Source organism: Paraburkholderia tagetis (assembly GCF_022213065.1).
GTDB classification, from domain to species: Bacteria; Pseudomonadota; Gammaproteobacteria; order Burkholderiales; family Burkholderiaceae; genus Paraburkholderia; species Paraburkholderia tagetis.
Genome location: NZ_JAKLJA010000062.1, coordinates 12,126 through 33,930, shown reverse-complemented (window position 1 = coordinate 33,930; position 21,805 = coordinate 12,126). Strand labels below are relative to the sequence as shown.

The window sequence follows — 21,805 nt, the reverse complement described above, 5'->3', positions numbered from 1 at the left end:
TTCATTCGAGGGGTGCAAGGTAACGTCCTGCCAGACCGCGCCAGCATCATGCTCCGCGTGTCTCTAGGTGGGGGATTTTGAGGTGCCCACAGGTGGGGGAATTTGCCCGCCCATCGGGGTCGCCGACACACCAGACGCTTTCGCCGCTTCACCAATGTTCATCTCAGCCGCCTTCACCTAGCCGGTCAATCTGCCGTATATCTGTATTCTTAGACCTTCCCACAGTGTAAAGGTCAAGTGTCGTCCAGCGGGTCAGAAACAAGCCCGGTCTCCCGCGGGTCGGACATTTGTCATCGCGTCAAGGTCCCGCCTCGGCCTGATTGCGAACGCGGAAGAATTTTTCCACCGGAATGACCGCAACGACCCCATCTCCAATCCCGCCGACATGTGCGATGTCCATGATGGTCTTCACGAGAGCATCGACGTTTTCCGCCTGCGCGAAAATTTCAATCTTGACGTGCTCCGTCGTCCAATCGTCGGCAAAGTAATTAGGATGAGCCCCGAATCCTCGCACTCTTGTAACGGTCACGCCATGGATGTGAATGGCGCCAAGCTTTCGTTCCAATACTTCCACTACCTCGGGCCTGACAACGGCAACAACGCATTTCAATTCCATGTTCTCCTCCATAACTAATTGAGGAAAAGCCGCGGTCACCTATCCTTTCGGCGCCAACTTTGCATCGACAGCTGCCTGAATCTTGCCCGCGTCCTGAATCCCGGCCTGTGTCATCTGATAGGCAATCTCCGCCGTCCCCTGACAAACCGCACACGTGACTGCCATCTGGTCTTCAAAGCACTGAAGGTTGGAGCGATGCACTCCACGATTTTCGCAACCGCAACAGCAGTAGAGCTTATTGAGCACGACGGGAATCTGCGTCGCAACCCAGTAGGTGTGTCTGACTTCCTTGTCGGCAAACTGATTCGGGTTCAGCACGTGAGACGCATCTGAACGTCCGCCTGGGATGATGCGCAACCCGTCAGGACGCAGCATGCCAACTCGCCAACCCGGTACCTGTTGAACCGGGTTGGACGGTTCAATTGCGCTCGCCGTGGACTCGGTCAGTCGATGCACAAGAGATGGCCCCAAAACCACGACTGCTGGTATCGCAATCACCATAGCGAGCAGGAACATCAGATGCCACATGGGCTTTCCCGGCAGCTTTATGCGCCAGCCAGTCTTTCCAACAACCTTTTCAGATGAATGCCCCCTCATTTCGGGTCTCCCAATCTGGTGGAGAAATTTATGGACGGAAATGCATCGCTTCGCTGCAGGAATGCAGCCCGTGCATCATGTTCACGTGCATTGCCGTCATACCAACCACACTGAGCACGGCAATGAGGCCGATGGCCGCAAACACGCCCACCATGACATTCAGTACTGGTCTTTCATTGAACATCGTTCGCTCCTACGTTGTACGGTGAACCGGTGCGATGACTATTGACGTCGCACCGGCTTCACACGATGCCACTAGGCAGGTGGCTGATTTACGACGTGGTTTTGTCGGACACTGGACCGACCTTGTCTCGACTGTCGGTGTGGGATTGCATGCCACGCATCATGAACAGCATCGAAAGCGGACAAACGAGCGCGATGGCAATCCCAATGAATGACGTCAGCGCTCCTCTGAATTGAGGCAGCGCCCAGTATCCGATGTTCAGAATCAGTGCGAGAGTCAGCGCCGTTGCTACCATCGTCTTCGTGTTGCACTTCATGGTCAGGTCCTTATGGAAATTGGGATGAGGGTTCGTCGTTGAGCGACGAGTCCACTACTTCGACGGTGCAGTTCCGGCCTGGTCGGAATACTTGAGCATGATGTCGCCCATCGCCCGCATCATTTCTCCATGCATGCGCATCGCGGTCTTCGGGTCCATGCCCATGCTTGCACCCATCATTGGACAGCTACCCATCATCCCGTCCATGCCCATCATGCCGCCCATCATCGAGCCGTGTTCGCGGCTCTGCGCAGACGCGCCTGGATAGTTGCTGGTGCCCCCACCGGTCGCCGCAAGACTGGCGACACTTGCCGTCAATAGGAATGCTGACAAGGCCGCTGCTCGTAGAAATTTCGTGTTCATGTAACTCTCCGAATTCAAGTTCGTGCATAGCTGGAAAAGAACTGACGACATTCAGTTTGATGGTCATCACACTCGCGACAGGGCGAGCGCAAGCCACGGCACGAAGCCGTTCAAACCTGGTCGATGCGGGAGTTACAGCAAGCGCGGAGGAGGAGCGGGCAGTTCAGGAATGAACTGCGCCGTCAGACAATGAACGACAGCCCGGTAGACAGGCGAGGAAGGTACATTGATAACTGTGTACCTCTCGGGTATGACCGGCACGCCGCAAACAGCGCCACCCATGCCGCCATGGCAAGCCGGTTGGGTGTGCACGCTCTGATGCCTGGAGCCTTGCTCGCACGCCGCTAAGGAGGATATATGCGAGGTTTGCATATCCTGATGCGCAGCTACCACCGACGACATCGCTGGGCAAAATGCCGCCTGCGCCGGATAGCCAAGAAATGGCATCCACGCAATCAGAAAGCAGGCGACGAGTTTGGCCCAGATTTTCATGAAATTCAGTATAGACCCGGCAACAGCAAGCTGCCACGGTTTGCTGCGGGGCTTGTGCGCTGCATCACGTTACCCTCCCCATCGTTTCAGGTGGGCCAGGAACGCATCGGCACCCACGAATCCCGCGAGTTGGGCGTCGGGTTGTTGCTGACCGTTCCTGTTGTAAAAAATCAGGGCCGGTGGTCCGAAAAGCCCAAAGCGCCGTAGCATCGCCGTATCTTCCGCGGTGTTCTTCGTCACGTCGATGCGCAGTAGCTTCCAGTGCGCAAATTCGCTGACCACACGTGGGTCGGTAAAGGTAAAGCGCTCGAGCTCCTTGCAACTGATGCACCAGTCCGCGTAGAAGTCGACCATCACGAGCTGTCCGTTCGCGGACCTGAGCGCCTGGTCCAGTTCGGTATTCGACCGTATCGCCTCGAAATTTGCTGTCGGCCTCGCTTCCGTTTCTCCGCTCGCCGATGACGACGTCCGCATCACCCCACCGAGCGGCGTCAGAACATCGAAATTTCCCGCTGCAACACCTATGAATTCGGCAACTCCGGCAACCAGCAGCAATACGCCCATCGCCTTTGCCACGCGTGAGATACCAGCCGCATCGGGCGGCAGCGGGTCCATCGCCCGAAGCATCATGCCGCAACCGGTCAGCAGCAGAGCAACCAGTATCATCAACAGCCAGGTCGGTAGCAGCGAGTAGACAAACCATAGTGCTGCGGCGAGCAGCATGACGCCCAGCGCGTTCTGAACAGCAACCATCCAATGGCCGGACCTGGGCAGAATGTGTGCGCCGAATGTACCGACGAGCAGCAGCGGAACGCCGATGCCAAGGGCCATCACATACAGGGCAAGCGCTCCGCCAACGACATCATGGCTGTTGGCGATATAAAGCAGCGCACCCGCCAGCGCAGGTGTCGAACACGGGCCGACAATCAGGGCGGAAAGCATACCCATCACGAACACCGGAATAGTCCGCCCGCCGGGCAGACGATTGCTCCACTGAGTGATTCTCGTTTGCCAGCTCGCGGGAAGCTGCAAACGAAACACGCCGAACATTCCGAGCGCAAAAATCACCATGAGCAGGCCAAAGCCAGCGAGTACCCAAGGCTTTTGTGTTGCGGCCACCAGCGGAATGCCGATGAGCGCAGCGATGGTGCCGGCTACCGCATAAGTAATCGCGAGTCCCTGCACATATGCGAACGAAAGAGCGAATCCTCGTCGCAAAGACCGCCGTTCCTGCGTGCCGCCAATGACGGTGGTCACGATGGGAATGAGCGGATACATGCACACCGTGCCTGCCATCAGCAGGCCTGCAAAAAGAAAACCCAGCAGCTCAGGTACGGAGATGCCATTCGCTGGATGCAGATTCACTCCCGGTGGTATTGCCGAGGGCGACTGGATTTCGCCAACGCTCGGGAATCCGGAATTTCCAGCGGAGGCGTTACTCGTTGCGGTAACGGACGTGACAGAGCCATCGGCCGACACACGATAGTTTCGCGTCTGCGGCGGATAGCAGACGCCCAGGTCCGCGCATCCCTGCGATGTAACGGACAGTACGACGCTGGTTGCGATGGGGCGAGGTAGAGAGACGTGAATTTTCACCGGCTGGTGGTAGACCGTGACCATACCAAAGGTGGGGTCGTTCTTCAGCTCTCCGGGTGGCATCTTTTCCGGCTTTATCGACGTACCGTCCACCGCAAAACTGAATCTGTCCCGGTACAGGTAGTAGCCTGGTTGCGTGTCGAAATCGAGCACAACCTGCTGCGGTCCGCCAGACGTGACTCGCAATGGAAAGGCGCGCTCCGGCGGCAGCAGGTCGGACTCGTTCACGGCGTGAGCGGCCAGTGATGTCAGTATGAACAGCAAGCCAAGTGCGACCCGCAACATGCGATTGAGCATATTCGTGAGACGCCAAATGCCTGGCTCGGCAAAAAGGAATGTCGTTTGCATCGCTGGCCTCTATTCATGCAAGCCGGATTGCAGGCTCACCGGGCATGGTGAGCCTGCAAGTACAGCATCAAGACTGTTTTTCGAGTTTCACAATGGTCAGCGTGCCATTGACGTTCTCGACACGAACCTTGACCTTGTCGCCCTCGTGAACCTGTTTGACCATCGCCGCATCCTTCGCCTTGAACGCCATCGTCATCGGCGGCATCCCGACGTTCTCCAGGGCTCCGTGCTTCAGCGTGACCATCCCGGTGGCCGGGTCGACTTTCTTTACTTCCGCATCGGTGAGAGCAGCGTTCGATGACGCCTTTGCAGCCGACGGCTTCATGGACATGTTCATACCGGCCATGTCATCTCCCGCGAACGCCGGTGCGGCAAACGTGCCAATTGCGCAGAGGGCAACAGAGGTAACAATTAACTTCTTCATTGGGTTTCTCCAGTTTGGATAGATGGCACTTTCATGCCGGAAGGTACTGCATGCGGAAGCCGCTCATGGCCCAGCTTTCGCGCACTGCGGCGCTGCAATAGGAACCAGGCTGCGGGGATAACGAACATCGAAAGGATTGGCGCAGTGACCATGCCGCCCACCATCGGTGCGGCAATGCGTTGCATGACTTCCGAACCGGCGCCATGTCCGACCATGATGGGGATGAGGCCAGCCAGCACGACAGCAACCGTCATCGCTTTCGGTCGCACGCGCAACACAGCGCCTTCGCGAATTGCATCGAACAGAAGCGCCTCGGTTAGCGGTTCACCCTCTTCCAGTCGGCGATTGAGCGCGCCCTTCAGATACAGCAGCATGACAACCCCGAACTCCGCTGCGACACCGGCGAGCGCGATAAACCCGACCGCGGTTGCGACCGACACGGCATGACCCAGAATCCAGATGAGCCAGAACCCGCCGACTAGCGCGAACGGCACCGTCGACATCAGCAGAAGTGCATCGGCCGCGGAGTTGAAGGTCAGGAAGAGCAGCACAAAGATGACGACGAGCGTGACGGGAATGACCGTACGCAGCTTCGCCGCTGCGCGCTCGAGATATTCGAACTGGCCGGACCATGCAATTGAATAACCCGGAGGAAGCGTCACTTTCTCCCCAACAGCGCGTTGCATTGCCTCGACCGCTGACTGCAGGTCCGTATTGCGAATATCGACATAGACGTAGCCGGAGAGTCGCGCATTTTCACTGCGAATCATCGGTGGACCATCGGCAATCGTGATGTGCGCGACATCGCCGAGCTGGATTTGCGCGCCACGGTCCGTGACGACCGGCAGTTGACGCAGCTTCTCGAGCGAGTCCCTGATTTCGCGCGGATAGCGAATATTGATGGGGAACCGCTCACGACCAGCAATGACTTCGCCGACGTTGTCACCGCCCACTGCCGAGGACACGACTGACTGGATGTCTGCCACAGCAAGCCCGTAACGTGCTGCCGCCAGCCGGTCGATGTCGACGTCTACGTAGCGGCCCCCGTTCAGGCGTTCGGCCAGTGCAGACGTGACGCCTGGCACATTCTTGACCGCTGTTTCGACCTGCGCCGCAATCCGGTCGATTTGCGTAAGGTCCGGGCCGGAAATCTTGACGCCAACCGGTGTCTTGATGCCGGTAGACAGCATATCCAGACGATTCCGGATGGGCGGCACCCACACGTTCGACAGCCCCGGCACCTTGACGGTCCGGTCAAGTTCATCGACCAGTTTCTCCGGCGTCATGCCGGGTCGCCACTGGCTTCGCGGTTTGAACTGAATCGTCGTCTCGAACATCTCGAGCGGGGCTGGGTCCGTTGCAGTGTCGGCCCGCCCGGATTTACCGAAGACTGTAGCCACCTCCGGGACGGTCTTGATAAGCCGGTCAGTCTGCTGCAGCAGTTCGCTCGCTTTCTCGGCCGAAATCCCCGGAAGCGCCGTCGGCATATACAGCAGGTCACCTTCATCAAGCGGTGGCATGAATTCGCCGCCGAGCTGGGAAAGCGGAATCACCGAAGCGGCCAGCGCAACGACCGCCAGTCCAATGGCAACCCACGGCCGCCGCAGCGTCGCCTCTAGTAGCGGCCGGTACAGTCGAATCAGCACGCGATTGATAGGGTTCGAGTTCTCATGAGGGATGCGACCTCGAATCAGATAACCCATCAGTACGGGCACCAGCGTCACCGACAACCCGGCAGCAGCAGCAATTGTGTAGGTCTTGGTGAAAGCCAGCGGAGAGAACAGCTTTCCCTCCTGCCCCTCGAGCGAGAACACCGGGATGAATGACAGTGTGATGATGAGAAGCGAGAAGAACAACGCCGGCCCCACCTCCGCTGCCGATGTCGCGATGAGTTCCCAGCGCTGTGCGGTCGTGATTTGTTCACCCGGATGCTCGTGGTCGTACGCTTCGAGATGCTTGTGAGCGTTTTCAATCATCACGATGGCTGCGTCAATCATCGCCCCGATGGCAATTGCGATGCCGCCCAGCGACATCAGGTTCGCATTCACCCCCTGATAGCGCATGACAATAAAGGCGGCCAGCACGCCTAGCGGCAGTGACAGAATCGCCACGAACGCGCTGCGCAAATGGAACAGGAACACCGCACAGACCAACCCGACGATGATGAATTCCTCGATGAGCTTGTCCTTGAGATTGTCCACCGCGCGCTCAATGAGCTGCGAGCGGTCATAGGTCGTCACGACCTCGACACCGGCCGGCAGAGAACGTTTCAGGTCGGCCAGTTTTGCCTTCACCGCATCGATAGTCGTCAGCGCGTTCTTGCCGGAACGCATGACGATGACGCCGCCCGCGACTTCTCCCTGACCATTCAGTTCGGCAATTCCCCTTCGCATCTCGGGTCCGATTTGAATCCGCGCCACATCGCCGAGCAGAACCGGCGTACCTGCATCGTTCGTGCGCAATACGACGTTGCGAAAGTCGTCGAGCGTATGCAGGTAACCGGACGAACGGACCATGTATTCGGACTCGGCCATTTCGACCACCGACCCACCGGATTCCTGGTTCGCCTTGCCCAGTGCATCAGCCACCATGGCCTGGGTGATGCCGTAGGCGCGCAGCTTGTCCGGGTCGAGGACAACCTGATACTGTTGAACCATGCCGCCGATGCTCGCGACTTCAGACACGTCCGGCACTGACTTCAGTTCGAACTTCAGGAACCAGTCGTTGAGTGCACGAAGTTGTCCAAGGTCGTGTTGCCCGGTTTTGTCGACGAGTGCATATTCGTAGACCCAACCCACGCCTGTTGCATCCGGTCCAAGCGAAACGGTCGCTCCCTGCGGCAAGCGGCTCTGTACCTGGTTCAGATACTCGAGTACCCGCGAGCGTGCCCAGTACTGGTCAGTCTTGTCGTCGAACAGCACATAGACGAACGCATCGCCGAACGACGAATACGCGCGAATAGTTTTAGCCCCCGGCACACCAAGCAGCGTCGTGGTGAGCGGATAGGTGACCTGGTCCTCGATGACCTGCGGCGCTTTGCCCGGGTACGATGCCTTGATAATGACCTGCGTGTCGGACAGGTCAGGCAGCGCATCGAGCGGTGTTTGTGTGACTGAATAGACGCCCCACGCCGTAACAAGCACGGTCGCCAGCAGCACCAGGAAGCGGTTGTGGATAGACCACCTTATAAGACGCGCAATCATTTGGCGCCTCCGACCGGTTCAACCTTTGTCAACTGGTAGCCGTCGTCAGATTGCTTAAATACAAAGTGCACGGTCTCGCCAGGCTTCACGTCCGGAAACGCGGTCGGCGACGGTTTGCCGAACGACATCGTCATCGCGCCCCAGCCCAGCGCCGGAACGGGTTGATGTGAAAACGTGATGTCTCCAGCCGTCACCTTTTCGACCTTACCTGTCGTGTCGTAGGTCTGCGCTGCTGCAGTAGCAGGTGCTGGGGCCGGCGCGCTCGCACCGGTCGGTACGGTTGCTCCGAGCTTCGGCAGAACGGATTTCAGACTCGCTTCCGAGTCAATGAGGAACTGGCCCGATGCGACGACCTGCTGGCCTTCCGTCAGGCCGCTGCTCACCTCGGTATCGTCGCCGGCATCGTTGCCAACGGTGACCGAGACAGGTTGTAACCTGCCGTCTGAATTCTTGACGATGACCACTGACCGCTTACCGGTCGTGATGACGGCTTCCGAGGGAACCAGCAACCGCGATACCTTTTTCGCGGCACCGATGCGCGCCCGCATCAACATCCCCGGCGTCAACCTGAAGTCCGCGTTGTCGATTTCGAGACGTACCTGAAGCGTACGGCTGCTCGTGCTGATGCCCGGCAGGATTTCACGGATGTGTCCCGTGAAATGTTGCGCCGGGTCACCGGCAAACACGGCGTCCACACTCATGCCCGGTCGAACCTGAAGCGCCAGTGCTTCGGGTACCTCGACCACGAGCCACAGCCTGTTGAGCCCGGAGACTTTCGCAAGCGTCTGACCGGGCGACACCATCGCGCCATCGCGCACGTTCAGCTCGGTCAGCACGCCGGCTTCCGGTGCGGATAGCGTGATGTGTGTCTGCGCCTTGCCGGTGCGGTCGAGACTTGCAATCACGCCGTCCGGAATGGACATCGCCCGCATGCGCGCACGTGACGCCGCAAGCATGCCGTCATCCATGCCGCCACGTTTCAGCGCCAGATACTCTTCCTGCGGCGCAAGCCAGTCGGGAACGAACAGGGACGCAATCGGAGCACCTTTCGTTACGCGCTGCATTGGGGCGCTGGCGTAAAGATGGTCGATATAGCCGGTCACCCGCGATTGCACGACGTCAGCCTTTGATTCATCGAACTGCGTCGTCCCTACCGCGTCGAAACCGTCGACAGTGTCCTGTCGGCGCACCGTCGCGTATCGAATCCCCAGGTTCTGCTGTAACCCGGCGTCAATCTTGATGCCGTTCGAGCCGCCTTCATCGGCGTAGACCGGCTCTAACTGCATGTTCATGAAAGGCGACTTGCCCGGCTTGTCGAAATGCTGGTTCGGCACCATGGGGTCATGCCAGTACAGCACCTTCCGGCCAGTCTTGGGGTCAGTTCTGTCGCTGGAGGGCGTCGCCGCAACAGCGCTCCCGCCACTCATCGTCGAACGATGCGTACCGGCGACATAGCCGGTACCCAGCAATGCCGCTGCGGCAAACACCATAAGCGCCGCGCGTGCCAGTTGTTTCTTCTGCATGTTGTTCTCCTTCACTGACTCACGGACATCGAGGCGGGCACGACCTGGTATTCCAGTTGGGCCCAGGTTTGCGACACATCGCGCTGCAGGTCGAGCACTTGAAGTTCGGCGTCGAGCTGCGCGCGCCTGGCCGCGAAGGTATCGGCCAGCGAGCCAGTGCCTGCCCTGTATGCGGCAGCCGCCAGTTGCACGCGCTGGTCCGCAGCCGGAAGCAGGGAGTGGGTGAGATTGGTGATGCGCTCGCGACCGCTCGCGAGCGTGGCCGACTGCGTACGGATATCCGCTTCAACCTGACGCTGTGCGTCCTCGTACATCAGGCGTGCCTTGGTACCCAGTTCAGCTTTTTCCGCCGCGTCCCGGTCCTGATAGTTTTTGCGATGGATGGGCAGCGGGATGCTGACGCCAACCGACACCATGTTCGAGAATCCGCCTCCGCGCTGCTGGTAGGCGACCTCCCATGTCCAGTTGGGACTGCGGTTACTGTTCGCGACGGCGGTATCGGCATCGGCGACGGCGATGTCCCGGGATGCTGCGACGAGCACCGGCTGCACCTCACGCAGTTCCTCGGGCGGCAGTGATGACACATAGGATTGTGGCGCCGGCGGCTCGCCCGTCACATCAGAAACGGGCGTTGCCGTCCAGCGGGACAGACCGATAAGCGCGGTCTGCAACGTCTGCCGGGCCTTGAACAACTGGTCCTGGGTCTGCGCGAACATCGCCTGGGCCTGCGTCACATCGGCGGCAGTCGCTTTCGCTCCGCGATACGACGCTTTCGTCGCCTCCAGTTCATGAGTCATGTGGTCAACGAGTTCCTGCTGCAGCGAAACGGCCTTCTTCGCATAGACTGCGTTCAGCCACGCTGCGGCCGTTTGCAGGCGGGTGTTCACGAGCTGGCCGAGGTAGCCGGCCCGCTCGCGGTCCACGACATCGTTCGCCAAGGCGGCCCGGAGTCGGCGCTTGTCGCCCGATATCCATTCCTGCTCGATGCCGATGCGGCGCATCGTCATGAAATCCTGGCCGATGGTGAACCGTTGCGGGCCATTCACCGGCAGGTTATCAACACCGGCTTTAAGCATCGGGTCGGGCAACTGCCCTGCGCGGACGGAGGCTTCTGAACTGGCGCGCACCGATGCCTGCGCAGCCCCGATGGTGGCGGAGCGGTCGGTTGCGGCCTGGAGCGCCGCGTCAAGCGTAACGGGCGCTTCCTGAGCGTGCGCAGCGACGCTCGCGAGAACCAGCGCGGCAAAAAGCGAACGTGCGCGCAGTGGTGCACGCCGGCATGACGGCGTGCCAATAGTTAAAGGCATGTTCTAACCCCAACGGCGGACTCCCACGGGGAATCCACGTCCTGGACGCAGGACGACCTCACCGCAGATGCGGTGAACCTGTCAGCAAGGGTTTAGATGGCGCGAGGAGGTCGCCACAGACCGGCCGGTTCACGGACGGTGAGCGACAGTGCGTAGTGGAATACGACGGGGCTGGACACCCCAGCGGGACGGGTTACTTCAGTGGCGGATACCGGGTGATACAGACTGCCAAGCTGGCATTGCGCCGTTGCCTTGCAGAAGAAGCCTTTGGCTTTATCCGGTTGCGAGGATTTCATCGTCTCGCACCCAGGCATCTCCGAAGACATGGCACTACTATCGTCGGAGCCCATGCTCATCTGCATTGGACATTCTCCAGTCAAGCCGCTGGCCGCCAGCCCACTGATGGGCAGCGCAGCGCAGAGCAACAGGAGGAGCAATGTCCGAAGAAATTTCATGGCTGGGATTATAGCGAAGGTATCTTATTCATGTTCCAGGGAATTTGCCTTCTACGTAGCTCGCCGCACACAGCCGTGTCGGATTTTGTTGCGTGCTTGACCTTCCCGCCGTGGGAAGGTCCATACTGCGATAGGTGTCGACCCTGGCGCAGACTTGGACATCAACGTCACGACAAAAATCGTGAAATTCGAGTCGAATTTCCATCGGAGCACTTCGGCGGTGGTGATTAAAGCAGCGGGATTCCGTCCTTTGGTCAGCGCATAAACAAGTCGCCCGATGCGAGTGGTGGAGATGTAGTTTTCATTGGGAGTGCTGCGGTGGCCCGTTCTGACACTGCAGTTATCACGTACCCTGGAATGGAAACCAGCGCCATGTGACCGGAGAACCGTTTATGTCTTGCGATTGCGGGCAGACGTTGGCCGACACCGAGAACGAACGGAAGACGCTTCGTATCGCGTTGGCCCTGAACGCCACCATGTTTGTTGTCGGCATGTTGGCCGGCCTTTGGGCCCAGTCAAGCGGATTGATGGCGGACGCGCTGGACATGCTTACCGACGCGACTGCGTACGGACTCGGGCTCATGGCGGCGACACGGGGTATGCGATTCAAGCAGTACTCAGCCCGCTGGACGGGAGCAACGCTCATACTCCTGAGCGTCGGCATCGTCGCCGACGTGATTCGCCGCCTTTTGTTTGGGAGCGACCCGCTCGGCGCCGCGATGGTCGGGTTTTCAATTTTGTCGCTCTGCGTCAACGTCACTGTCCTGCGGATGCTCGCACGGTACCGAGAGGGCGAAGTCCATATGCGAGCCAGCTGGATTTGTACGCGCGCTGACGTAGTGGCAAATTTCGGCGTTCTTGCATCAGGCTTGGTGGTCCTGGCGTCCGGCTGGCGCTATGCCGACCTGGTTGTCGCTATTGCCATCAGCATGTACGTGGCGAAGGAAGCAGTTGAGATTTGGCAGCAGGCCCGCGATTCCGGCGAAAAGGACGCGGCGCTTTCCAAGCAATGAAGGTGTGGGTCGATACTCTGCTCATTCGGGCAGGTTCAGGGAAATAAATCCCTGTGAGGTGCACACACGCCCACGCATTTCTCGGATACCCACCGGCGCCATAGACATCGATTTAGGGCCAGCCGTCTGCAAAGCGTTAGCTACCACAACAAGAGCCAGACTGCTGCATCGACGGGCACCTGTTGGTGCCGTATGAGCAGTATACGCAGCAATCCCCGTGTTTCGGCCTGAGCATGGTTTTGCAATGCGCGCATTCGTAAAACCACACACAGGCGTCGGTCGGCATCGTCTCTTCTTTCCTGTGCCCGCACGTCGGACACGTGATAGTCGAATCCAGCACGATTGCTGCCATCACTGCACCTGATTTACGTGAGACGGATAGCCAGCGTCCGCCGTGGCGTTCATCAACGCGTCGACCGAAACCTTCTTTGGGTCAAATACCACCTCCGCGCGTTTGCTGGCGAAGTCGACCTTGGCCGAGGTCACGCCGGGCACTTTCTCAAGCGCCTTGCGAACCGTAATCGGACACACAGCGCAATCCATGTTCGTGACGTCAAGGGTGGCCGTGCGAAGTCCCTCGGCGAGGGCCGTGGATGCGGTCAGCACAGTCGCGACGAGTACAGCAATCAGTTTTTTCATGGCAGGTACTCAGTAGAAGAGCGGCGCATACAGGGGGAACGACATCAGCGCGAGCGCGGCTGGCATCACGACCCAGAAAATGACACGCTGGCGATGTCGCACCGAGGACACCGCGCAAGCCTCGCCCACCGCACATGCCTCGGATTTGGCGTAGAGCCTGCGGAAAGCGACCGTGAAAAAGGCGAGGGACACGGCGACAAATAGGGGTCGGAGTGGCTGCAACGTGGTCAGGCGCGAGCCCCAAGCGCCCCCGACTCCCAGCACGACAAGGAGCAAGGGGCCTGCGCAGCAAGCGGATGCCCCAAATGCGGCAGCGGCTCCGGCGAGCAGGGAGCCGGTGGTGGCCCAGCGAGGTCGCATGGCACTTCCTTTTCGGACTGGTTGAGTCTAGTCTAGGTGCGTACCTGAGTACGGAGTCAAGCGCACCATGCAGGAAATGACCATCGGACAGCTGGCTGAAGCGGCAGAGGTAAACGTCGAAACAGTGCGGTATTACCATCGTCGCGGATTACTGCCGGTACCGCCTCGCCCAACCGGTAGTATTCGGCGATATCCTGCAGATGTGCTCAGGCGACTGCGCTTCATCAAGCGGTCCCAGTCGCTTGGTTTTTCGCTCGATGAGGTGGAAGCCCTAATGTCTCTGCACGATGGGCAGGCGTGCAACGCCGCGCGCGCTATCGCCGAACACAAGCTTGTCGACGTGCGCCAGCGCATCCAGGATTTGTCCATGCTGGAAGCTGCGTTGGCGACACTGGCCCAGCGCTGCTCGACGTCGAAAGGCACGGTGTCGTGCCCGCTCATCGACACGCTCATGGACGGCGATGAGCTGACCCGGTGAACGCGCTAGTGCCAGGCGTGCCGGTAGCACACACCTCCGCGGGCACGACCGGAGACGAGGCTCACCAGTGTGAGGGGTATAGCGGGCAGCAGGCAACCTGAGCTTTACGGGCAATCGCAACGCTAGAGGCGCAATCATTTCATCTCTTGGGCGTCTAACAGTAACGCTGTGCTTATCTCTGGGTAGACCGCAATGTTGAAAGCTATTCGCCGATATCTGCTCGCGTCGAGCTTGTTACTGGTCGTCAGTGCCACTTTTGCCGGCGAGCAGCCGTTCAACCAGGCCCAGTTCGATAGGCTGAACGCCAATGGGAAGCCAAGCATTATTTATTTCCATGCGACCTGGTGTCCGACCTGCAAGGTCCAGCAACCCATTGTGGACCGTCTGGCAGCCAGCGCGGAAATGAAAAACGTGACCATTTTCGTGGCCGACTACGACAAGGAAGCTACCCTGAAGCGGGCGATGAAAGTGACCCAGCAGTCAACGTTCGTTGTTTTCAAAGGCGGTCATGAGGTCGCGCGCTCAACGGGGCAGACGCGCGAACAGGACATAAGAACCACGTTCGCCAACGCACTGTAATGGATTTCACTCCGGGTACGTACGCGCTCGGGTTTCTCGCCGGAACCCTGACGACACTGTCACCTTGCGTGCTCGTCCTTATTCCAATACTCGTTGCGTCTGCATTGGCGGTACATCGGCTGGGGGTGGTTGCGCTTGCAGCCGGATTGGGCGTGTCCTTCTCAGTTATCGGCATTTTTGTAGCGACAGTTGGTGTGTCGTTGGGACTGGATAACGACGTGTTCCGGCGTGTAACCGCCGTGCTGATGATTCTGTTCGGGCTCGCGATGGTTTCCCAGCGACTGCAGGCCGTCTTCAACCGCGCGACCGCATGGATAGGTGGTCCCGGCCAGAACTGGCTGAGCCAGATAAAGGGCGACACCCTGCGCGGCCAGTTTGCGGTCGGACTGCTCCTGGGAGTCGTCTGGAGTCCCTGCGTCGGACCGACGCTGGGCGCGGCAACCACACTGGCCGCTCAAGGCAGGAATCTGGGCAATATCGCATTGTTGATGGGCATCTTCGGCGTCGGAGCGAGCCTTCCACTGGCGATTCTCGGCTCTCTTTCACGGGCCTCCATATCGCGGCTTCGAGGTCGGCTTGGCTCTGCGGGAACCATTGGAAAAACTGTTCTCGGGTCAATGTTCATCGCCCTCGGCGTGCTCGTGCTCACAGGGCTGGACAAGATGGTGGAGACAGTGCTGCTGTTTGCAAGCCCGGCGTGGCTGACGGCCTTCACAACGTCGCTTTGAGCAGCCACGCGCGGATTTCGATGGTCACGGCGCAAACCAAACCAAGCCTTCGACCGTCCACCTCTGGGCGATTTTCTTGAAGCCCCCACTCACTTCGAAATATTCGGTTTCAGAACTCACTACACATTGGTCAACACCGTGGGCGTCGGCGGCGTTTAGGAGATAGGCGGTGAGAAACGGTCCCGTTGCCTGAGCGGGAAACCTGCTGGAGAGGAACGTGAAAAAGCTCAAACGGGCAGTCCCTGGGTTCGCAGGTCGAAAAGTGGTCCGCACCGGCTCCCGCAACACCTGCTCATGTGACCAGATTCACCTGCCCCAGACAACGTCTGTTCAAACAAACTGGAGAGCAGCGTGGTGGCTATCAGTAAACTGCGGGCACGACGGGTACGGCGGCACATGCCAAATCATCCCAGCGTTGCCAACAATTTCATAAAGTTGCGCTTGGCCCGATACGTCTGGCGAATAGATTCGAGTTCGTTGGCAAACACCGCGTGCTCCTTCAACTCTGCCCGCAACTTCCCTATAGTCCGCACGATGCTGAACGCTTCATCATATCGAGCGTTTCGTGTTCCGTTATCCGCCGCAATTGGCAACAACCGGTGATATAGCGCGATGGCGTCATGCGGATGCGTCTTTGCGCGAGCAACTGCGATTTGCGGCCAGATGTGCGCCGCGACCGGGCCACCGGTGAAGGCATCCCAGGCGGCGTCGCTGTCGGCCTGGGAGAGGAATATCTTGACCAGTTCGGTGCGGGTCAACGCTTGCCACACGTTCCGCTTCGATTGCGCGGTTGACTCCTCCCGCTTTACGCTTGCCCAGAGATGACTGAGCGCGCGCTCACGGGTCGCATTATGCCTGCCCGTAGCGTCTGCGACCTTCATCAATTCTGCAAACGCTTCTGCGCCCGGTCGCAAATCGAATCGCTGCCATGCGGTAACGTCGACCTTCTCGAATTCGCCGCGCCGAAGGTACTCCTGAATGCAGAAATCGAGCAGTCGCTGGTCCACATTCTTGCCGGATTCCGTGATGCCGCGTTCGGCCCAGGCGAGACCTTCGTCGTAGTGCCCATGCTTCACGCAAAGCTCTGCGACCAGCAGGAAGCGGTAGGGACTCGACAGGTCCTTAGAACGGATGCGAATCAGCGCGTCGATATCGCCATCGCGTTCGGCCAGGGAACCCATCGCTCTCTCGAGCCGCATCCGAAGCGGGTCGAACGACCGGCGAAATTCATTGCTCGGCGCGAGCGACGGCAGGGCGTTCCAGCCTTTCCCGACGAGTTCGCGGTACCGACGCAGTCCGGCGTCGCCCAGCGGTTCCGCGTAGGCCGGCAGCACGTCGTAGAACGTATCCCACGCACCGTCCGTCTGGAACCTGAACAGACGCCCGGCGAGTTCAACTGCGTCAGGCCCCGTCCGGCGGCACGCCTCAAGATGCACCGCCGCAAGCTCCATGATTGCCGGCATCACGTCGCCGCCCGAATCGTCAATCTGTTCAAGACTCTTTTCTGCTCCGGCAATCGCCAGCTCCGTGAGTTCGACGACCTGCGCGGCATGGGGCCCTTCGAGACGCTGGCGCAGCATGTCCGCCAGCGACATGAGTCCGTCGCCAAATGCGCCGGCTTCGCGCCAGTCGAGCGGCCGGGAAATGCGCGTTGCCTCGCGCACAGCTGCCTTGATGCCCGGCAGGTCACTGGCGTTCGCCGCGCGTGCGGCGAAAAGCAGCTTGTCGCGCAGGTTCATGTCACGCTCGACCGCTTCGAGCAGCAGTTCCCGCAGAGCGTCTTCTTTCAGCGTCGCGAGATATTCACGAATCAACTCCTCGTAGGTCTTGTGCTTTTTACGAGGCTTCGTTGCTTTGGCCTCGTCGGGATGGAACACTTTTTCCCCCGAGTTCTCCAGCCACGACAGCGCAACCGCAACCGCGTGTTTGCAAAAGATGCCGTCCCCGCCGACCGGGCAGTCACATTCGTACGTCAGTTCGCCGTCGTTGCCCACGCCAAGCTCGACGCTGTAGCGGTGCGTGCCGCGTACGTTCGCGGTGATTACGCCATCGCGTTCCTCAAGCCGCGAAACAAGGCCGTCATGGAAATAGGCTTTACCCCGGGCAAAAGTCTTCAGGTCAGCGAGCGACTGGACTTCGATAAGGGTAATAGCGTCATGAAAAGATGACTGGCGGGAGATGGCGCACATCGGTCGGTTTCTCTGCATGGGTCAACGGGCTATTCTACTTTGACGGGCACGTCGGGTCGCAACGACGCAGTCGTCGGTTCTCATGTGAACGACCGGTGATGGTCAGCGTGTCGTGGCCACTTGATACGGCGCCACTCATCCGTCTGCGCTTCAACGTGCGCGACTGATGCCGCCCGAGCGCGTCAAGTTGGCCCCGTTAAATCCGTTCGAGAGCGGGTTCGACGACATTGCAATATTGATTGGGCTGCGGCGTCACCGACGATTCGGGTACTGCAGGTCGTCAATGTCGACCTTGACCGCAATCCCAACTGACTTCAACTTCTTCTGAAGATGACGCCACTCAGCGTTGGCCGCGTTCATGGCAAGGCTACGTGCGGCCTTCGGTGACGAGTGTGTCGAGGCGGTCCGACGCGGCAATAAACGGAGAGCCAACGTTCTACGCATGCGAAAATAACTGGACTGTTGTTGGCACAGAAAGTCCGGCGAACGGCAATGTGTGGCGCGTCACCGCTGACATACGGACTGGCATATTTGTTCCGGCTGTAATCACGGATGCGTCGAACAGGGTGTTGGTTGCACAGAGTGGTTGCAACGGCAGGCAGACAAGGAGAACTTGTGAAGCGAATTGGACTAGCGTTAATGATGGCGACGCTCGCCCCAGCTGCGTTTGCGACTGGCGGGTATACGGAGGTTTGGAATCCGCCAGAAGCCCGTGCAACGGCCCCACACAGGGTCAGTGCTGCGCACAGGCTGCCAGTTCATCGACATGTCGTTCCGCATGCGATGAATGTGCACGCGCGACGCGCCCCGACGTTCGCGCCAAAACTCATGGCGAAGCAGAGCCACATGCAAAATACCGGGCCAGCAGACAAGCCAGATATGTCAGAAATTCCGCGGCAGATAACACCGGAGGGAAATATTCTTCGAGTGACCGCTCGTGGGGCTTCTGCAGAGGTCGCACGCTGATGGAATCAGAGCGCTATAGCGGTTACAGCGTGTGGGGCCATGCCATCCGTCAGCAGGCAGATATTCTCCAGCCGGAGCGGTTCGCCGCTAGCGGCACTATCACGCGAAACGGCAAGCTCATAGAAGCATCGGGAGTCCTTGGCTATTTCCATACGGAAGATGAAGCGCAACATGCCGGTCTGGACTGGGCACGTGCCTGGATTGATAACCACGGGTAGCCAGGGCCGAATCGGACAACGCCAGAAAAGCCTCACAACGTGCGTGAATGAGCTTCCTTGACGCGTTGCACTTCATTCCTCTTCTGAAAAGTGCTTATGGAAGCCTCCGCACACGAAGAGGCCCCATCAAAAAGAGCCCGTCCAACTTATGGCTTTATATGTCGAAGAAACTCTTTGATTGAAGAAGAAGTTAAAGACATATCTAGCGAATAGTTTTAGGCAGGTCGAAATCTAAAATTTAGATGCGGCAAATTGTCGTTGCCGATATCGGCGAGGCTCGGATGCCGGAGATACTCCAGGCGACCCCTATCAACCTACCGGGAATGCTGGCGGAAGCAATGGCGAGAGTTTCGTGACCCAAGCACCACCCGCAATCGCACCAGGCAAGCGTGGCGAGGATAACGCACTGTCAGCGAACGTCCGGCACAGCGGCGCTAGCGGGTTCGAAATACAACCGGTCGAACGAGAGCGTGATGCCATATGCGGAAGCTCTCCGGCGACCATTAGCATCCCAGAATTCCACTTCCCCGCGCTGATTGATAACGATGACTTCGATGCCGCCGCTTTCGAGATATCCGCCGACCCGACTGCCAGCATCGTCTTGCCGGTCCAGCAGAACCTCGACGCAGATGTCGGGGACAAACGGCACCGGCTCGGCGGGGAATCCTTCGAGTTCCTGATGAATCGAGCCGATGCAGCCCTGTACGGCGCCAAGAAGGCCGGCAAGGGGACCTATCATTTCGCAACCATGGACGCGGGTGAAACCGTCGTTACCGACGCCGGCACGTCCTTGTCAAAAAGGTACCAATAACCCGACGCCACCGACGGAAATTCAATTCACGGAATTGCTTCCCGGCGTTTGACGGTGCGGTTCGTCGAGCAACCCATGAATCGCATTTGTCAACCGACCTATAGGGGCAGGCTTTCGTAACAATACGTCCCATAGCGGCACCTCCGGGTTGGGTGGCAGCGCGGCCGACAGCATGACGACCGGAATGTCCGCCGTAGCGCTGTTGCCCTTCAACCGTCGACACAGTTCGACCCCATCCATTCGCGGCATCATCCAGTCAGTCACAACGAGACTTGGCCCCTCAATAGCCGCTATCGCAAGCGCCGCCTCTCCATCCCCGGCCGTGAGCACGCGGTATCCCTCCCGCTCCACCAGCAGCCGGAGCGGACGTAGAATATTGGGGTCGTCGTCAACAAGAAGTACGGTCGCCATCCAGACGCTGCGTTCAAACGGGAAGAGGTGGTTGCTTTCGTCGCAGCAATCGTCATACCGAAGCTTGCTGGCTGTCCAGACGAGGGCGACGTTGCGCGGTTCTTTCCCGTACAGCACATACAATTCAATCTGCACGGTAAATTCTTCCATGCAGCCGTACGCGAATTGCAACCTGGAGACCATATGACCGGACTATCTGCGTCGCCGACCGCGGACCGCGCGCAACGTGAAGGTTGTCTCGTCACGCCAACGCTCGATACACACCCGCATCGCCCGCCCGACTATGCTGCGGAAAGTAGCGCGATGCACCGTCTGGCTCAGGCACTCACCTCGTCGGACGATGCCCTGCTGCAGACGCTCTCGGATACGGCTCTGCGCCTGTGCGAAGCGGGCAGCGCGGGCATCGGCCTGCGGGAAAGCGACGCCGACGGCAACCCGGTGTTTCGCTGGGTTGCGGTGTCGGGTGCATGCGTTGCCTTCGTAGGCACCACAACTCCGATTGAAGACAGTCCCAGTGGCGTCACGCTCGAACTGGCTGCGGGGCAGCTTTTTTCGTTTCCCCAGCGCCACTTTGTTTGCCTGAAAGAAGTTTCTCCTGAGATTATAGAAGAGCTGGTTGTACCGATTCCGGGCCGACCCGAGCCGTGGGGCACCCTGTGGGTCATGTCCCACGACAGGGAACGCCTCTTCGATGCCGAGGACCGCAGAATCCTGACCAGCCTCGCGAACTTCACCTGTGCAGCGCTCACGATGACCCGGGCGAAGGCTGACGCGGAAGCCCGGGCGGCGGAAGCAGAGGCGGCAAGGCATGCACTGGCCCTCGCAGAAGCGCGCAAGGATGACTTCATTGCATTGCTGAGTCATGAATTACGCAATCCGCTCGCGCCCATCGACAGCGCCCTGACGGCCGCACGAAAGCTCGCTGCAGACAATCCCGCCGTGTCGTCTGCATTGGGCATCGCTGACAGGCAGATGCGGATACTGAAACGTCTCGTCAGTGACCTGCTCGACGCATCCCGGATAAAGCATGGCAAACTTGCCGTCCGTCTCTCGTACGGGTCGCTCCAGGATATCGTGGCCGATGCGGTGACGGCGATGAAAACCGACGCCAGCAACGGTGAGCACCACCTGCACGTCGCTATTCCTCCTTATCCTGTGACCGTTCACGCCGACGCTGCCCGACTCACCCAGGTTATATCGAATCTGCTGACGAACGCAGTGAAATACACGCCTCGCGGCGGCGACATCACTTTATCGGTAGAGGCGCCAGACCTCGGTTCCGGGTCGGCACACGACCCCTCGGCTCGCCATGCGGTCATCACGGTGAAGGACAACGGCACCGGCATTTCATCGTCACTGTTGCCACACGTCTTCGACATGTTTGCGCAGTCGGCGTCGGCACGCGGGCATGCAGAAGGTGGACTCGGAATCGGACTGGCGGTCGTCAAGCATCTGGTGACCGCACACAACGGCACGGTTACCATTACGAGCGAGGGCGAAGGTAAAGGCACGGAAGTGACCTTGCAGCTTCCCATAGTCTGCGAAAGCACGGGTGAGCCCGTCGTGACTGCGACACGTCCGGTGTCACCGATTCGCATCCTCCTCGTTGACGACAACGCGGATACCATGGAGGCGCTAGGCACATTGCTGGAACTCGAGGGGCACGAGGTGAAGCGCGCACAGAGCGGACCCGACGCGCTCTCGATAGTGGAGTCATTCACCCCGGACGTTGCCCTGATTGATGTCACGATGCCCGGCATGGATGGCCTCGAGCTTGCGCAACTGCTCCGCCTTCGGGCCCAGTGCTGCCAGACGAAGCTCGTCGCGTTGACGGGCCATACCGATGCCGCCAGCAGCGCGCCGGCTGACGAGCGGATATTTGACTGTCATCTCGTCAAGCCACTGTCACTCGATGACCTGGCGGATTTCATGCGGCGCTCACAGAGTCGCGCCACTTCATTGGACGGCGAAGCTGCGTGAACACCTTGC

Annotated in this window: 24 protein-coding genes; 7 read left to right on the top strand and 17 right to left on the bottom strand. The window is 59.4% G+C overall.

Features of this window, described 5'->3' with window-relative positions:
- Positions 1 to 298: 298 nt before the first annotated feature.
- The 12 genes from L5014_RS35295 to L5014_RS35240 form a co-directional block, all read right to left on the bottom strand.
- Positions 299 to 616, bottom strand: a complete 318-nt coding sequence (locus L5014_RS35295) for a P-II family nitrogen regulator (RefSeq protein WP_238468514.1) — start codon at positions 614 to 616, stop codon at positions 299 to 301.
- A 39-nt stretch (positions 617 to 655) separates the two neighbouring features.
- Entirely contained in the window at positions 656 to 1,144 is a 489-nt protein-coding gene (locus L5014_RS35290; RefSeq protein ID WP_238468513.1) for a PCYCGC domain-containing protein, read from the bottom strand.
- 97 nt (positions 1,145 to 1,241) lie between these two features.
- Positions 1,242 to 1,397, bottom strand: a complete 156-nt coding sequence (locus L5014_RS35285; protein ID WP_238468512.1) for a hypothetical protein — start codon at positions 1,395 to 1,397, stop codon at positions 1,242 to 1,244.
- An 88-nt stretch (positions 1,398 to 1,485) separates the two neighbouring features.
- Positions 1,486 to 1,713 (bottom strand): DUF2933 domain-containing protein, encoded by a 228-nt coding sequence (locus tag L5014_RS35280; RefSeq protein WP_238468511.1) that lies wholly within the window; start codon positions 1,711 to 1,713, stop codon positions 1,486 to 1,488.
- Between the two features lie 54 nt (positions 1,714 to 1,767).
- Positions 1,768 to 2,076: a hypothetical protein gene (locus L5014_RS35275; RefSeq protein WP_238468510.1), complete on the bottom strand. Its 309-nt coding sequence runs from the start codon at positions 2,074 to 2,076 to the stop codon at positions 1,768 to 1,770.
- A 132-nt stretch (positions 2,077 to 2,208) separates the two neighbouring features.
- A complete protein-coding gene (locus tag L5014_RS35270; protein ID WP_238468509.1) occupies positions 2,209 to 2,568 on the bottom strand; it encodes a hypothetical protein in 360 nt (119 codons plus the stop codon).
- A 69-nt stretch (positions 2,569 to 2,637) separates the two neighbouring features.
- A complete protein-coding gene (gene dsbD, locus L5014_RS35265) occupies positions 2,638 to 4,512 on the bottom strand; it encodes a protein-disulfide reductase DsbD (RefSeq protein WP_238468508.1) in 1,875 nt (624 codons plus the stop codon).
- A gap of 67 nt (positions 4,513 to 4,579) precedes the next feature.
- Positions 4,580 to 4,936, bottom strand: coding sequence for a copper-binding protein (locus tag L5014_RS35260; protein WP_238468507.1), 357 nt, complete (start codon positions 4,934 to 4,936; stop codon positions 4,580 to 4,582).
- On the bottom strand, positions 4,933 to 8,139 hold the full coding sequence (locus tag L5014_RS35255; RefSeq protein ID WP_238468506.1) for an efflux RND transporter permease subunit: 3,207 nt from the start codon (positions 8,137 to 8,139) through the stop codon (positions 4,933 to 4,935). Before L5014_RS35255 ends, L5014_RS35260 begins: the two co-directional genes overlap by 4 nt.
- Positions 8,136 to 9,662, bottom strand: coding sequence for an efflux RND transporter periplasmic adaptor subunit (locus L5014_RS35250; RefSeq protein WP_238468505.1), 1,527 nt, complete (start codon positions 9,660 to 9,662; stop codon positions 8,136 to 8,138). Before L5014_RS35250 ends, L5014_RS35255 begins: the two co-directional genes overlap by 4 nt.
- 11 nt (positions 9,663 to 9,673) lie before the next feature.
- On the bottom strand, positions 9,674 to 10,969 hold the full coding sequence (locus L5014_RS35245; RefSeq protein ID WP_238468504.1) for a TolC family protein: 1,296 nt from the start codon (positions 10,967 to 10,969) through the stop codon (positions 9,674 to 9,676).
- A 92-nt stretch (positions 10,970 to 11,061) separates the two neighbouring features.
- Complete coding sequence (locus L5014_RS35240; protein WP_238468503.1) at positions 11,062 to 11,424, bottom strand: hypothetical protein; 363 nt, start codon at positions 11,422 to 11,424, stop codon at positions 11,062 to 11,064.
- A gap of 416 nt (positions 11,425 to 11,840) precedes the next feature.
- On the opposite strand from L5014_RS35240, the gene L5014_RS35235 reads away from it, so the two are divergent.
- Positions 11,841 to 12,437 carry a cation diffusion facilitator family transporter gene (locus L5014_RS35235; protein ID WP_238468502.1) on the top strand — a complete coding sequence of 199 codons (597 nt, stop codon included), beginning with the start codon at positions 11,841 to 11,843 and terminating at the stop codon, positions 12,435 to 12,437.
- 136 nt (positions 12,438 to 12,573) lie between these two features.
- On the opposite strand, the gene L5014_RS35230 is transcribed toward L5014_RS35235, so the two are convergent.
- From L5014_RS35230 to L5014_RS35220, 3 genes are read right to left on the bottom strand one after another with little or no spacing between them, the layout of a single operon-like run.
- Positions 12,574 to 12,789 carry a GDCCVxC domain-containing (seleno)protein gene (locus L5014_RS35230; RefSeq protein WP_238468501.1) on the bottom strand — a complete coding sequence of 72 codons (216 nt, stop codon included), beginning with the start codon at positions 12,787 to 12,789 and terminating at the stop codon, positions 12,574 to 12,576.
- Positions 12,789 to 13,076, bottom strand: a complete 288-nt coding sequence (gene merP / locus L5014_RS35225; RefSeq protein ID WP_238468500.1) for a mercury resistance system periplasmic binding protein MerP — start codon at positions 13,074 to 13,076, stop codon at positions 12,789 to 12,791. Before merP ends, L5014_RS35230 begins: the two co-directional genes overlap by 1 nt.
- Before the next feature lie 9 nt (positions 13,077 to 13,085).
- Positions 13,086 to 13,436, bottom strand: coding sequence for a mercuric transporter MerT family protein (locus tag L5014_RS35220; RefSeq protein ID WP_238468499.1), 351 nt, complete (start codon positions 13,434 to 13,436; stop codon positions 13,086 to 13,088).
- A 67-nt stretch (positions 13,437 to 13,503) separates the two neighbouring features.
- Between L5014_RS35220 and merR the strand changes: the two genes are divergently transcribed.
- The 3 genes from merR (at position 13,504) to L5014_RS35205 (ending at position 15,221) form a co-directional block, all read left to right on the top strand.
- Complete coding sequence (gene merR, locus L5014_RS35215; RefSeq protein ID WP_238468498.1) at positions 13,504 to 13,914, top strand: Hg(II)-responsive transcriptional regulator; 411 nt, start codon at positions 13,504 to 13,506, stop codon at positions 13,912 to 13,914.
- A gap of 192 nt (positions 13,915 to 14,106) precedes the next feature.
- Positions 14,107 to 14,493: a thioredoxin family protein gene (locus tag L5014_RS35210; protein ID WP_238468497.1), complete on the top strand. Its 387-nt coding sequence runs from the start codon at positions 14,107 to 14,109 to the stop codon at positions 14,491 to 14,493.
- A complete protein-coding gene (locus L5014_RS35205) occupies positions 14,493 to 15,221 on the top strand; it encodes a cytochrome c biogenesis CcdA family protein (protein ID WP_238468496.1) in 729 nt (242 codons plus the stop codon). The genes L5014_RS35210 and L5014_RS35205 overlap by 1 nt, the downstream gene beginning before the upstream one ends.
- Before the next feature lie 404 nt (positions 15,222 to 15,625).
- On the opposite strand, the gene L5014_RS35200 is transcribed toward L5014_RS35205, so the two are convergent.
- The gene (locus tag L5014_RS35200) at positions 15,626 to 17,410 is read right to left on the bottom strand and encodes an SWIM zinc finger family protein (protein ID WP_238468495.1); all 1,785 of its coding nucleotides are present in this window, start codon (positions 17,408 to 17,410) and stop codon (positions 15,626 to 15,628) included.
- Between the two features lie 965 nt (positions 17,411 to 18,375).
- Between L5014_RS35200 and L5014_RS35195 the strand changes: the two genes are divergently transcribed.
- Together L5014_RS35195 and L5014_RS35190 are read left to right on the top strand one after the other, a co-directional pair.
- On the top strand, positions 18,376 to 18,594 hold the full coding sequence (locus tag L5014_RS35195) for a hypothetical protein (RefSeq protein ID WP_238468494.1): 219 nt from the start codon (positions 18,376 to 18,378) through the stop codon (positions 18,592 to 18,594).
- Positions 18,595 to 18,946: 352 nt separating this feature from the next.
- On the top strand, positions 18,947 to 19,405 hold the full coding sequence (locus L5014_RS35190; RefSeq protein ID WP_238468493.1) for a hypothetical protein: 459 nt from the start codon (positions 18,947 to 18,949) through the stop codon (positions 19,403 to 19,405).
- A gap of 21 nt (positions 19,406 to 19,426) precedes the next feature.
- On the opposite strand, the gene L5014_RS35185 is transcribed toward L5014_RS35190, so the two are convergent.
- Positions 19,427 to 19,966, bottom strand: a complete 540-nt coding sequence (locus L5014_RS35185; RefSeq protein ID WP_238468492.1) for a response regulator — start codon at positions 19,964 to 19,966, stop codon at positions 19,427 to 19,429.
- Positions 19,967 to 19,999: 33 nt separating this feature from the next.
- Here L5014_RS35185 and L5014_RS35180 point away from each other — a divergent pair, with 33 nt between their 5' ends.
- Positions 20,000 to 21,796, top strand: a complete 1,797-nt coding sequence (locus L5014_RS35180) for an ATP-binding protein (RefSeq protein WP_238468491.1) — start codon at positions 20,000 to 20,002, stop codon at positions 21,794 to 21,796.
- Positions 21,797 to 21,805 lie beyond the last annotated feature (9 nt).